General features: G+C 44.1%; 14 protein-coding genes. 3 read left to right on the top strand and 11 right to left on the bottom strand.

What is annotated here, in order from left to right; all coding sequences use genetic code 11:
- Positions 1-42: 42 nt before the first annotated feature.
- Together HMPREF2885_RS07855 and zapA are read right to left on the bottom strand one after the other, a co-directional pair.
- A complete protein-coding gene (locus HMPREF2885_RS07855) occupies positions 43-591 on the bottom strand; it encodes a CvpA family protein (RefSeq protein WP_000623540.1) in 549 nt (182 codons plus the stop codon).
- Positions 588-890: a cell division protein ZapA gene (gene zapA / locus HMPREF2885_RS07850; protein ID WP_000002028.1), complete on the bottom strand. Its 303-nt coding sequence runs from the start codon at positions 888-890 to the stop codon at positions 588-590. The genes HMPREF2885_RS07855 and zapA overlap by 4 nt, the downstream gene beginning before the upstream one ends.
- Before the next feature lie 86 nt (positions 891-976).
- Between zapA and rnhC the strand changes: the two genes are divergently transcribed.
- The 3 genes from rnhC (at position 977) to HMPREF2885_RS07835 (ending at position 4973) form a co-directional block, all read left to right on the top strand.
- Entirely contained in the window at positions 977-1852 is an 876-nt protein-coding gene (gene rnhC, locus HMPREF2885_RS07845; RefSeq protein ID WP_000146895.1) for a ribonuclease HIII, read from the top strand.
- Between the two features lie 9 nt (positions 1853-1861).
- The gene (gene lepB / locus HMPREF2885_RS07840) at positions 1862-2476 is read left to right on the top strand and encodes a signal peptidase I (RefSeq protein ID WP_001108432.1); all 615 of its coding nucleotides are present in this window, start codon (positions 1862-1864) and stop codon (positions 2474-2476) included.
- Positions 2477-2603: 127 nt separating this feature from the next.
- Positions 2604-4973: an SF1B family DNA helicase RecD2 gene (locus HMPREF2885_RS07835; RefSeq protein ID WP_000454453.1), complete on the top strand. Its 2370-nt coding sequence runs from the start codon at positions 2604-2606 to the stop codon at positions 4971-4973.
- Between the two features lie 47 nt (positions 4974-5020).
- Here HMPREF2885_RS07835 and tig read toward each other — a convergent pair whose 3' ends face one another.
- From tig to mvk, 9 genes are all read right to left on the bottom strand, one after another.
- Positions 5021-6304: a trigger factor gene (gene tig, locus HMPREF2885_RS07830; protein ID WP_000116506.1), complete on the bottom strand. Its 1284-nt coding sequence runs from the start codon at positions 6302-6304 to the stop codon at positions 5021-5023.
- 90 nt (positions 6305-6394) lie between these two features.
- A complete protein-coding gene (locus tag HMPREF2885_RS07825; protein WP_049499976.1) occupies positions 6395-7051 on the bottom strand; it encodes a DNA alkylation repair protein in 657 nt (218 codons plus the stop codon).
- Positions 7052-7684 (bottom strand): response regulator transcription factor, encoded by a 633-nt coding sequence (locus HMPREF2885_RS07820; RefSeq protein ID WP_049499974.1) that lies wholly within the window; start codon positions 7682-7684, stop codon positions 7052-7054.
- 10 nt (positions 7685-7694) lie between these two features.
- Entirely contained in the window at positions 7695-8693 is a 999-nt protein-coding gene (locus HMPREF2885_RS07815) for an envelope stress sensor histidine kinase LiaS (protein WP_049499972.1), read from the bottom strand.
- Positions 8690-9388 (bottom strand): cell wall-active antibiotics response protein LiaF, encoded by a 699-nt coding sequence (gene liaF, locus HMPREF2885_RS07810; RefSeq protein ID WP_000714487.1) that lies wholly within the window; start codon positions 9386-9388, stop codon positions 8690-8692. The genes HMPREF2885_RS07815 and liaF overlap by 4 nt, the downstream gene beginning before the upstream one ends.
- Before the next feature lie 166 nt (positions 9389-9554).
- Positions 9555-10556 carry a type 2 isopentenyl-diphosphate Delta-isomerase gene (gene fni / locus HMPREF2885_RS07805; RefSeq protein ID WP_049550239.1) on the bottom strand — a complete coding sequence of 334 codons (1002 nt, stop codon included), beginning with the start codon at positions 10554-10556 and terminating at the stop codon, positions 9555-9557.
- Positions 10540-11547 (bottom strand): phosphomevalonate kinase, encoded by a 1008-nt coding sequence (locus HMPREF2885_RS07800; protein WP_044021307.1) that lies wholly within the window; start codon positions 11545-11547, stop codon positions 10540-10542. Before HMPREF2885_RS07800 ends, fni begins: the two co-directional genes overlap by 17 nt.
- Positions 11534-12487 (bottom strand): diphosphomevalonate decarboxylase, encoded by a 954-nt coding sequence (mvaD, locus tag HMPREF2885_RS07795; protein WP_070657716.1) that lies wholly within the window; start codon positions 12485-12487, stop codon positions 11534-11536. The genes HMPREF2885_RS07800 and mvaD overlap by 14 nt, the downstream gene beginning before the upstream one ends.
- Positions 12469-13347 (bottom strand): mevalonate kinase, encoded by an 879-nt coding sequence (mvk, locus tag HMPREF2885_RS07790; protein ID WP_070657714.1) that lies wholly within the window; start codon positions 13345-13347, stop codon positions 12469-12471. Before mvk ends, mvaD begins: the two co-directional genes overlap by 19 nt.
- Positions 13348-13434: the final 87 nt, after the last annotated feature.

The raw sequence follows: 13434 nt of genomic DNA, 5'->3' as shown, positions 1-13434 counted from the left end.
GTCCAATCTGTAAACAAAGGGCTAGGAAAAATCCCGCCCTTTTTATCCGATTAAATTTGTCACCCAGAGTTGTTTGATAAGATTTGTCGTAAAAGGGACACTTTGGATGATGTGTTTGGCTACTGTACTTTTTTCGAGTGAATTTTGAATGACTGCCAGAGGTACTGTTGCAAGGATGGTCAGAGCCATTTGCAAGACAAATAAGGTTACCAATAGAGACAAAACGCCTGATCCGATACGCAACCATTTGACATCAAGCTTTTTAGTTGGAATCAAGTGCAGGAACAAACCGATAAAACGTCCGATAGTGTAGCAAATCCCAAAAACTAGAAGATAGGCTAGACCCGCATAAAAGACCTTGTCTAGATGAAACAGCTGGTCTGAAGGGAAGAAAAAGGTTCCCTGTCCTTCCTGAGGATTGGCATAAGGGACAAGCAAGTGGAAGTGGTCGCCCAGTGATTTATAAAACTGTCCCGCAACAAAGGCTGAAATCACTGCCACGAGGAAATAATAAACTTGCAGGACCAAACCTCTACGGTAGCCGATGTAAAAGCCCCAAGCCAGAACCAATAAGAGTAGGATTGAAATCATAGGGAGTCCTCAATCTTGCTCTGTTCTTGTTTGACAGCAATCAACTTGTGGCGGAGTTCTAACAACTCTTGCTCCTTGTCATCAAATTCAATCTCACGGTTGAGTTGTGTAGATAGACAATTGACCGCCAAAAGAAGCGCAATGGTTTCATCATCTGCCCCAGGCATTTGTTCTTTAATTGCTTGGTACTTTTCAGTCGCAACCTTGGCAATTTCCTCCATGAAGAGGTTGTCATGCTCGGTTGTCAAGGTTAATGTCTTTTTCCCGAATGTAAACTTATATCGATTTAGATTTGCCATAAAATTCACCTCACGATATTATACCAAATTTCGCTAACTTTGTCAGTTTTTACCAATTCTCCTGCTTTTGTGGTACAATAGAGACTATGGCAAGTATCACACTCACACCAAGTGAACAGGAAATTCAGAGCTTTTTAAGTCAGTATCAGAAGGCTCTCAGTCCTAGTAAAAATCCCTATATCCGCTATTTTTTGCGCTTCCCTCAGGCAACGGTTTCCATCTATACTTCTGGAAAAGTCCTCCTTCAGGGCGAAGCTGCTGAGCAGTACGCCAGTTTCTTTGGCTATCAAGTTGTAGAGGAAACCAGTGGACAAGATTTTCCTATGATTGGGACCGATGAGGTGGGGAATGGTTCCTACTTTGGTGGGCTGGCTGTCGTGGCTTCCTTTGTGACACCGGACCAGCATGACTTCTTGCGAAAACTCGGCGTAGGGGATTCAAAAACCTTGACTGACCAAAAGATTCGTCAGATTGCCCCTATCCTCAAGGAAAAAATCCAGCATCAAGCACTCCTCCTTTCACCGAGCAAGTACAACGAAGTTATCGGAGAGCGTTACAATGCTGTTTCTGTAAAGGTTGCCCTTCACAATCAGGCTATCTTTCTCCTGCTTCAAAAAGGAGTCCAGCCAGAAAAAATCGTGATTGACGCTTTTACAAGTCCTAAAAACTATGACAAGTACTTGGCGCAAGAAGCCAACCGTTTTCCAAACAAAATTAGCTTAGAAGAAAAAGCCGAGGGCAAATACCTGGCTGTTGCGGTTAGCTCCATCATTGCGCGGGATCTCTTCCTCGAAAACTTGGAAAATCTAGGACGAGAACTGGGCTATCAACTGCCAAGTGGCGCTGGGACTGCATCAGATAAGGTTGCTAGCAAAATCCTTCAGGCCTATGGCATGAAGGGACTTCATTTCTGTGCCAAACTGCATTTTAAAAACACTGAAAAAGCAAAAAAACTTCTATAGAGGTAAACCATGAACTATTTAAAATCATTTATAAAAGAATGGGGAGTCATCTTCCTGGTTATCGCACTGGTAGGTCTTAGCCGCATCTTCCTTTGGAGCAATGTCCGTGTGGAAGGACATTCGATGGACCCTACCCTAGCCGACGGAGAAGTTCTCTTTGTTGTTAAACACCTCCCAATTGACCGCTTCGACATCGTGGTTGCGCATGAGGAAGACGGAAATAAAGACATTGTCAAAAGGGTTATCGGCATGCCTGGTGATACCATCCGCTACGAAAATGACAAACTCTTTATCAACGGTGAAGAAACGAATGAACCTTACCTAGCTGAATATCTCAACTTGTTCAAAACAGAAAAGTTGCAAAACACCTATACTGGCAAAGGATTTGAAGGCAATAAGGGAGTTTACTTTAGAGAACTTGCTCAAAAAGCACAAGCCTTTACGGTTGATGTCAATTCCAATACCAGCTTCAGCTTTACTGTCCCTCAAGGTGAGTACCTTCTCCTTGGTGACGATCGTCTAGTCTCTAGCGACAGCCGCCACGTTGGTACCTTTAAGGCCAGCGATATAAAAGGTGAAGCAAAATTCCGTTTCTGGCCACTTAACCGTATCGGAACATTTTAAGATAAGGAAGAGGCCGAGAATGCTAAGTCTCAGTCTCTTTTTCTATTGCGAGAGAAAACCTTAAAGTAATCTAGCTTTTCAAAGTGGCTAAGGGTCCAACTCTCACGAACTCATGTAAAGGAAACCTATGGAAGTTTATTTTTCAGGCACCATTGAACGGATTATTTTTGAAAATCCCAGTAATTTTTATCGCATTCTCCTCCTAGATATCGAAGATACGGACGCGGAGGACTTTGACGATTTTGAAATCATCGTTACAGGAACCATGGCGGACGTGATTGAAGGGGAAGACTACACTTTTTGGGGGCAAATCGTTCAGCACTCCAAGTATGGGGAACAGCTTCAGATCAACCGTTATGAACGCGCAAAACCAACTAGCAAGGGCCTCGTCAAGTACTTTTCTAGCAGTCATTTCAAGGGAATTGGTCTCAAAACGGCCCAAAAAATCGTTGATAGCTATGGTGACAATACCATTGATGAAATTCTGGAACATCCTGAAAAGCTAGAAGGCATCTCAGGACTCTCTGCCAAAAACCGTGAGGCTTTTGTTTCTACCCTTCGTCTCAACTATGGGACAGAAATGGTCTTGGCTAAACTTGCCAACTACGGCATTCCCAATAAACTGGCCTTTCAGATTCAAGACTTTTACAAGGAAGAAACGCTAGATATTGTCGAAAACTATCCCTACCAACTGGTTGAGGATATCAAGGGTTTGGGCTTTACCATTGCTGACCAATTAGCTGCCGAACTAGGCATCGAAAGTCAAGCTCCCGAGCGCTTCCGTGCTGGCCTTGTCCATAGTCTCTTTCAAGGTTGTATGGATACAGGCGATACCTATATGGAAGCCCGAGATTTGCTGGAACAAACCCTGACTCTTCTCGAATCTTCCCGTCCCGTGGAACTGGATCCCAGCCAAGTAGCTCAGGAATTATCTCATCTAATTGAAGAGGACAAGGTTCAGCAGATTGATACCAAAATCTTTGATAACAGCCTCTTTTTCGCTGAAGAAGGCATTCGCAGTCACTTAGTTCGTATCCTTGAAAAAGGAAAGCAGAAAAGTCAGGATTTGGAAACCATTCAAAAGCATATCTCCAGTGTTGAGGAAGAGCTTGGTATCCAGTACGATACCATTCAAAAACAGGCTATCTGCGACGCTATCCAGAACAAGGTCTTTATCCTAACAGGTGGACCTGGTACTGGTAAGACGACTGTTATCAATGGAATTATCGCTGTTTATGCACTTTTAGAAGGACTTGACCTCAGGAAGAAAAGCAATCTGCCGATTCTTCTAGCTGCTCCAACTGGTCGAGCGGCTCGGCGCATGAATGAATTGACAGGTTTGCCTAGCGCGACCATACACCGTCATTTGGGAATGACGGGTGACGATGATACCAGCCATCTGGAAGATTATCTGGATGCCGACTTTATCATCGTGGATGAGTTTTCTATGGTGGACACTTGGCTAGCTAACCAACTCTTCTCCAACATCTCTTCTAACAGTAAAATACTCATCGTGGGAGACAGTGACCAGTTGCCTTCTGTTAGTCCCGGACAAGTCCTTGCTGACCTGCTCCAGATACCCCTGATTCCGCAGACTTGTTTGGAACGGATTTACCGTCAGAGCGAAGAATCAACTATCGTTACCTTGGCGAGTCAGATTCGACAAGGCATCTTGCCAGCTGACTTTACCCAGAAAAAAGCTGACCGTTCCTACTTTGAAATCGCTAGTGGCCATATCCCAGCTACCATTGAGAAAATCCTCGGCGCTGCCCTCAGAAGTGGCATTCCGGCTCGCGATATTCAGGTGCTAGCGCCTATGTATCGAGGAACTGCTGGTATTGACGCCATCAACCAACTCATGCAAGACCTGCTCAATCCTCAGCAAAAGGGGCAAGTTAGCTTTGAAGCAACTCAGTGTCACTATCGAACAGGGGACAAGGTTATTCACCTAGTCAACGACGCTGAAGTCAATGTCTTTAATGGAGACCTAGGATACATCACAGACCTAATTCCTGGAAAATACACCGAGTCCAAACAAGACGAGATTGTCATTGATTTTGATGGCAATGAGGTCATCTATCCACGCAACGAATGGTACAAGATTCGACTAGCCTATGCCATGAGTATCCATAAGTCTCAGGGAAGTGAGTTTCCTGTTGTTATCCTGCCCATCACCAGTGCTAGCAAGCGCATGCTGGAGCGAAATCTCATCTACACAGCTATCACACGGGCTAAGAGCAAGCTCATCCTTCTCGGTGAATTACAGGCCTTTGACTATGCAGTCAAGCATATCGGGACTGCTCGCAAGACCTATCTGATTGAGCGCTTCAGTGATTTAATTGAAACTACTATTGAAGAAAGTAAACAAGCCTTCTCTGAAACTGCCACAGCAAGTGACTCTGAACAATCCTACATCCTCACCGAAGAAAACTGGTCTAGTATTCCCGCTATGATTGGAATTACAGATGCTGACTTAAAAGAGATTTTTGGAAAATAGTGCAACAGAAAGCCCACCTAGTCAGGTGGGCTTTTTCTCTTTTAAGATTATTTTACTGTTGCAGTGCTTGTGATCAATTCAACAGCTTTTTTGATAGTGATATCGTGTTTCAACATGTCAGCTGAAAGCAAGTTTTGCACTTGTGCAACTTCCATGTTGTAGTCTGCTGCCAATTGCTCGATTTCTTTTTGGATTTCTTCTTCTGAAGCGTCAAATCCTTCAGCTTTGGCAACTGCTTCGATAACAAGGTTAGTCTTCGTACGTGACTCAGCTTCTGCTTCGTATTGTTTGTGAAGGTCTTCTTGAGTAGTTCCTGTGATTTGGAAGTACATGTCAGGGTTGATCCCTTGGCGTTGCAAGTTTCCAAGGAATTCATTTACTGAACGGTGAACTTCTTCGTGGATCATTTCTTCTGGAAGTTCTACGATTTCAGCGTTTTCTACAGCTTTATCGATTGCTGCACCTTCAACGGCATCTTTGTATGCTTCTTCTTTCGCAGCAGTCAATTCTTTGCGGTATTTTTCTTTCAATTCGTCAAGAGTTTCCACTTCTTCGTCGATGTCTTTTGCAAGTTCATCGTCAAGAGCTGGAACTTCTTTTGCTTTTACTTCGTGAATAGTTGTTACGAATTTAGCTTCTTTACCTGCAAGGTCTTCTGCTTGGTAGTCTTCTGGGAATGTTACAACTACATCAACAGTTTCGCCAGCTGAGTGTCCAACCAATTGGTCTTCAAAACCAGGGATGAATTGACCTGAACCAAGTCCAAGTGAGAAGTTTTCACCTTTTCCACCGTCAAATTCAACACCGTCAATAGAACCAACGAAGTCAATAACAACAGTGTCGCCATTTTCAGCAGCGCCTTCTTTGATAACCAATTCAGCCAAGTTGTTGCGTTCGCGTTCGATACGTTCTTCAACGTCAGCGTCAGTTACTTCTTTTTCTACATCAACTGATACTTCAAGGTTTTTGTAGTCACCCAATTTTACTTCAGGTTTTGTCACGACTTCAGCTGTGATAACCCAGTCTTGACCTTTTTCCATTGAAGTTACGTCAATTTTCGGTTGCGCAACCACTTCAAGACCAGCTTCTTTTACTGCAGCTTCATAAGCGTTTGGCAAAAGTGCGTTCATTGCATCTTGATAAAGAGCTTCTTCACCAAATTTTTGGTCGAAGATAGGGCGTGGAAGGTGACCTTTACGGAAACCTGGAACGTTAAGAGTTTTCTTTACTGAGTTAAATACACGGTCCAATTCTGGTTTGATTTGGTCTTGAGAGATAGTGAAAGTCAAGACACCACGGTTTGTTTCTTTGTTTTCAAATGATACAGACATTCTGTCATTTCTCCTTAAAATTTTTAATACAGTCCATTATACCATATAATAGCGACTTTTTTCAAGTAATGAATGCGCTTTTCAATAGTGCTAGAGGTACTTGCTCGCTTCCCTGATACTAAGTTCAGCCATTCTCTTCTGATTTTTTTCAATAAAACGTGCTACCCATTCTGGATTGGTTTTAGAGTAGTCTCTTAGAGCCCAGCCGATGGCTTTGTTGATAAAAAATTCTGTCTGGTCCATATTGTTGAGCAGGATCTTTTCCATCAGTTGGACATTTGTTTTCTCTTTCCTTAACAACTGGTGGTCAATAGCGACTCGTCTCAGCCAGATATTGTCTGATAGGCTCCATTTTAAAAGCACTTCTTCAAGTTCTGGATGGTTAGCCACCAAACTTCCTACTACTCGGTCTAGGATATCTACTGTGTCCCACCAGGACTTGGTCACGACTAGACGCTCAAGCTCAGGCAAATCATCCTTCGTTAGATAAGACTGCATAGCTTTCAAATAGTTTGCAGCTACATATTGGTATTCTCTAGATTCCTTTTCCCAGCAAGTGTCTACAAAATCCCAATCGATCGTCTTTGTTTTTTTCGCGCTTGGAAAATACTTTTTATAGAGGGCATTTCTTTCAGGACCTGCAATACCTAAAAAGGGAAATTGATGGCGCATATAGGCTTCCATTGGGCCTGCTTTCTCAGGGTCTTTTGCTGCTTCTAGCTCCACAAGTAAATCTGCAAGACTCATCTAAAAGTCCTCCTGCCCGACCAAGTGGTGCTGAAAGGCATAGACCGCAGCCTGGGTGCGATCACTGACCTCAAGTTTGGCTAGGATGTTGGACACATGGGTCTTGACTGTCTTGAGAGAGATGAAGAGTTCATCTGCAATGCGCTGATTTTCGTAGCCCTTGGCGATGAGTTGAAGTACGTCTCGCTCACGCGCAGTCAGCTCCTCATGAAGCTCCATATGATTGCGGTGGTATTCGACTTTCTTGCTGACCTCTTGTTCAATAGCAAGCTCTCCAGCAGCCACCTTGCGAACTGCATGGAGCAGTTCGTCTGCACTAGAAGTCTTGAGCATATAACCTTTGGCACCCGCATTCAAGACTGGCATAATTTTTTCATTGTCCAAGTAAGAGGTGACAATTAATATCTTGGCTTCAGGCCATTCTTTGAGGATGGCCAAGGTTGCATCAATCCCATTCATCTCAGGCATGACGATATCCATGACAATGACATCTGGACGCAGTTCCAAGGCCAAGTCAATACCTTGAGCCCCATTGGCAGCCTCGCCCAAAACTTCCACATCGTCTTGGAGATCAAAATAGCTTTTCAAGCCCAATCGGACCATTTCATGGTCATCTACCAGTAAAATTTTCATCTCTACTCCTTTATGATTCCTTGTCTAGCAGGGGAATACGGATATCAACCGCCAGTCCTTGCTTAGGTGCTGTCAAAAGTTGAATGTTTCCTGCCATATCTTCGACCCGCTCCTTGATATTTCGCAGTCCATAACTCAAGTCGTCTAAACTCCCTAACTGGAAACCAATCCCATTATCCACCACCTTCAGCTGCACTTCAACATCTGTCTGATAGAGGTAGACATCTAGACAAGAGGCCTGGGCATGGCGAAGGGTATTGCTGATCAACTCCTGCAAAATACGGAAGATATGTTCTTCAATCTTCTTAGGCAATTTAGACACATTTTGCTTGAGACTAACCTTGAGATCACTCTTGTCCTCAAGCTCTTTTAAGAGGATTTGAATCCCCTCAATCAAACTCTTCTCCTCCAACTCAACAGGTCGCAAATGTAGGAGCAAGACCCGCAAATCTTTCTGGGCTGTTTCAAGGATAGCTGCAACACTTTGCAACTGGGTCTGCATCTTTTCTCTATCCAGCTTCAAAGCCTGCTGACTGACACCTGATAAAATCATATGGGCCGCAAACAACTCCTGACTAACTGTATCGTGCAAGTCACGTGCTATCCGCTTCCTTTCCTTCTCGATGATTGCTTCTTCCTTGACCAGGCTTTGATTTTCAGCCTTTTGAACAGCCTCTGTCAAGAGGTTGAGCTTGCCAGACAAGGACTTAAAACTAGCATCCAAGTCTGGATCTGCAAAGGCAACCACCTCTTTCCCTGCTAGCAGTCGCTTGAGATTGACTTGCATTTTTCTGCGAGAGACTTCTTCTATCACGCGCCAAAAGAGGACAAAAAAGAATGTCATGGAAAGGCTAAAGACCAAGATCAAGAAGATGAGTTTCTCTGTTTTCTCGATATCCTGTAGCAAATAGGACCAGTCTAGTTCAAAAATATCAAGTAAACTATTAGTCAAAAAGAGGATAAAGAGGAAAGAAGTCAGGCCGATTAACAGATAAGATTGCTTTTTCATCCTCTGACCACCTCCACATCGCCAACCATAGTAGTTAGGAAAATCTTGACGCTCTTGTTACTCTTGAGGTAGTCTCTGGTTTCCTGATGATAATGTTCATTACGAAGGGCTCGCTTAGGCTGATGAAGGAAGGTAAGATCTCCATAGAGGCAGTTGACACTGAGACTGATTTCCACATCTACAGGTACGATAATCCTAGTCGTTCCGATCATCTTTCTAAGGATAATGACATTGTCATGATTGGTTAGGATAACTCTTTCCAAATGAATGGTGTCCTTGCCCATGAGGCGAAAGAGGTTGATATCATCAAATTGGCAGGTCTGGTGGCTAGAAAAATGATGGAGATTGCCAAACCAAGGATTGCGTTCATTTTTCACCGTTACCACCTCTTCAAAGACCAAGTCGGTCTCCTCTCTTTCTTGATTCATCATCGGATAGAGAAGAAAGAGACTGTATATGACCGCTACAAAGATGGCTAAAATCACAAAGGGATTGAGCATGACGATGAAAAAGAAAAGAATGGTTGCTACAAGGAGGAAAACGTTGTTGCCCTCTTTACCTGTATAATAACGAAGCAAAAGCAAAAAGAGGAATAGAATCAGCAGAAAACGCGAAAAATGCTCTGATACCATCAAAATCAGAGCTCCCGTCAAGAGACAGGCTTCGATAAATAAAAAGATTTGAAATTTTTTCATAGACGCATCCTCTCCCTTCTATTTTATCACAATTCAAAAAAGTCACCTCGGTCTGAGGATGGAAAAAGGCGATGGGACAGAAATCGCTCGTAGAAGCTAGGTTTCATCAACTCACCACAGTTGACAAAAGGCTACAAAAAAGGGCGGGATTCTTGTCCCGACCTCACTACATCTGATCTTTTGCTTCTTTTAGTTTACCATAAAGAATATAGTCTACGTTTTGCAGATCCGCTATGGTGGCACAGTTAAGGGCACACATGATCAAGCGTAAATCTTCTTTCCAGCCTTGGACAATGCTAATCACCTCTTCGACGGAGTAGGTTTCAATCAACTCAAGAACGGTACGTGACAGTCCTATAGCCTTGGCACCAAAGACCAGGCACTTAATCATATCAAGAGGATTTCGAACCCCTCCGCTGACCAAGAGTTGAACCTTGTCTTTCCAGTCTTGGGCATTGAGAAGGGCATGCATAGTAGACTGACCCCATTCATTGAGATAATCACGCTGACCACTGCGACGGTTTTCGATATAAGCAAAGCTGGTACCACCACGACCCGACAGGTCAACCGTTCGAACACCCAGTTCATAGGCTCGTTCGATGGTCTTCACATCCATCCCAAAACCTACTTCCTTGAGAATAATAGGAACGGGGATTTGCTTGCTATAGTCTGCCAGATGCGATTGCCAGCTTCGAAACTTTCTTTCTCCCTCTGGCATGAGCAATTCCTGCATAACATTGACGTGCACTTGTAAAAGAAGAGGATTCATCTCTTGCACAGTCTGAAGTCCCAACTCAACAGGCTTGTCCAAGCCAATATTGGTTCCAAGGAGCAGCTTTGGATGGCTGGATTTGACAGAAAAAGAATCATCTGTTGGATCTTTTAGGGCTGCACTATAAGAGCCCGTTACAAACAAAATCCCACAGGCTTCTGCCACCTGAGCCAGTTTTTGATTGATTTCTTTACCTTTTTTGCTCCCACCTGTCATGGCATTGATATAAAAAGGAAAGTCCCACTTTCGACCTGCAAACTCTGTAGACAAATCAATCTCATCCAGGTCATAAAGAGGCAGGGAAGAATGAATCAACTCCACCTCATCAAAGCTATTATAGGAACTTTTCTGCTCAAGGGCATAGCGGATGTGCTCATCCTTACGATTTGTCGTCATGTCCTATCCTTTCTTGGTATAAGAGCTCAATCCCCAGATCGGCCCAACGGTTTTTTAAGGTTTCAGTTGATTGCTCATCAAAACTCAAGGCAATGCCACAGTCACCACCACCAGCGCCACTACTTTTGGCAACAGCCAGCAAATCTTGACTGGCTTCTTTCAACTGTCTCAGCGAAGGCGTGTAAATATCTGGGCTCAAGCCTTCTAAAAGCTGACTGGCTGTTTCCACCTGATCGATAATTTTTTCTGCATTCCCCTGCTCCAAGGCTTCTACCAAAGTAACCACTGTTGCTTTTGAGGAAGTTAAAAAGTTCTGGTCTATGTTTTGTTTGATTTGCTTGACCATTTGACTCGATACGGCCACTTGCTTGGTCCATCCCACTAGGAAATCACATTCTAGGCCCGGTTGCACTTGTGAGATAGAAAAGCCCCAGTCACGCTCCAAAACCGTCGCCAAGCTTTCTTCTTCCAACCACGCAGCTATCTTCTTTCGATCAAAAGACTGGTAGAGAACCAAATCTTCTGCCACAATACAGGCAAGGTCTCCCATAGAACCATTGTCGCCTCGCTTGAGCAAGACCGCGCTAGCCAGCTTAAACAAGAGTTCCGGATCAACCGTAATATCATATAGAGCCAGCAGGGCCTTAATCACCAAGACAACGACGCTACCACTAGAACCTAGACCAAACTTTTTGCCTTCCCGTTCCATTTTTCCACGGATTTCCAAGGAAAAAGGTCGCAAAGTCTGACCACGATTGGCGAGGAAGTCCCCCATCAAAGCAATCGTTTCTTGAATCAAACTGTAGTCAGGATTTGGCGTCAAGTCCACTGCAAAATCAAACAGATCTGAGTAGATACGGTAGCTGTCAGAAAAAGCAATCTCAGCCTTCATATAGATGGGGATGGCCTTTATCAAGGCCAACTGCCCTGGCTCTAGAATAGCATATTCCCCTGCCCAATAGAGTTTTCCACAAGTTTTAACAGCAATCATCTTGGCTCAAATCCTTTGTTTTTGACACAATCAGGCGGTAACGTTGACCAAAGATTTCAGATAGATGATCCAAATCTTTCTCTTGACAGAGGACCTTGACATTGGGACCGGCATCCATGGTAAAGTAACAGGCTTCACCTTGCTCACGAAGCTGGCGAACAAAGTCCATGGCTTCATAGGAAGCATCCGTTAGATAAGAAAAGGCTGGACTAGCAGTCTTGGTCGTAGCGTGCATGGCTAGGGCATTTTTCTCCGTTAATTCCCCAACCTTAGCAAAATCATTCTCTTTGAGATAAACCAGCATCTCCTGATAATCTTTCTCAGACTGGCGCACCCAGTCATCAAAGGTCGTCGAGGTTTCCACACAGAGTTTCATCCCGTCACGGCTAGAGATTGGTTTTTTCTTGTCCTCCAGCACCAACATAATCATAGCTAGTTTCAAGTCTGTCTCTACAGGGTAAATCTCTCCACTATCCTTGTCCCAGGCACCTAACGGTCCATAAAAACTACGAGAGGAAGAACCTGAGGCAAACTTAGCTTCCTGCGCCAACTGGCTCCGATTCAAACCAAGCTGGAAATAATCATTGCAAGCCTTGACCAAGGCGGACAAACCACTAGAACTGGATGACAAGCCAGCCGCAGTCGGCATGTTGTTTTGGGTATCGATACGGACAAATCCCTCACCTTCTGGACGGTAACGGTTGATGATTTTGCTCATCTTGGCATGCTCAGCCTCACTCTGAAGCTGACCATTGATATAAAAGGCATCAGCAGTCGCATCCGTCGGTAGAGGCGACAAGGTCGTCTCTGTATACATGTTTTCCAAAGTAAGAGAGATACTGCTAGTAGCAGGAACCATCTCTTTTTCTTTTTTCTTTCCCCAATATTTGATAATGGCAATATTTGCGTAGGAACGTACTGTTACAGGCTTTCGATCCATGTCTGAACAGCTCCTTTCTCTTCTAATCGTTTTGCTAGTTCTTGCGCTTGGTCCAGATTAGCTACCAAGGCGATAATACAGCCTCCTAGTCCACCACCACTCATCTTGGCACCTAGAGCACCATGTCTCAGAGCCGCTTCAACGAGGGAGTCTGCCTCAGGGCTACTGACACCAATTTCTTTTAAATGTAAATGAGCTTGACTGAGGATTTGTCCCAGTCCCTCAGCATCTTTTCGTCTAATCGCATCTTCTGCTTGCTGGGTCAATTCTCCCAAGGCATGCAAAAACGGCAGGGCATCCTTTCCCTTGCTTTGAACGACTTGGATAGCTTCACGAGTGTGGCCATACACACCTGTATCTGCAATCACCAAATAAGCAGATAGGTTCATCTCAAGTTCTGTAAAACCAACATTTTTGATAAAGCGAATAGGTTGGTCACTGAGACAGGTCTTGGCATCCAAACCGCTTGGATTCATATGGGCAATCATCTCAGCCCGATTGACCAAGATTTCTAGCACATCGTGAGGCAGGTCGGCTTGGTAGTAGTCAAATACCGCACGAATGGCCGCTATGCTGATAGCCGCTGACGAACCCATCCCCCGTTTTTCAGGGATAGCCGAGTCAATCACACATCGAATGCAGGCTTCTTTAATCTCTAAATATTCTAACGAGGCATACACCGCCATGGACAAGGTATCCTCCTCATAAAGACGCCATGGACTTTCAGCAGGGACCACCTTGCAGGTCACCTCCACCTCTAAAAGAGGCAAGGAAATGGCAGGATAGCCGTATACGACCGCATGCTCTCCTATTAAAATAATCTTACTATGTGCCTGACCGACACCAACTTTTTTTGTCATGTTTTCCTTTAACCAGACGAAAAGACCGTCTCACTTTTCATACAGTAGTATTTTCTCCTATCTATTTTATTATATTTTCACAAAAAA

It is taken from the genome of Streptococcus sp. HMSC062H02 (assembly GCF_001813005.1).
Taxonomy (GTDB): Bacteria; Bacillota; Bacilli; order Lactobacillales; family Streptococcaceae; genus Streptococcus; species Streptococcus oralis_S.
The sequence above is the reverse complement of the archived record's forward strand: the minus strand, read 5'-3'. Positions and strand labels throughout refer to the sequence as shown.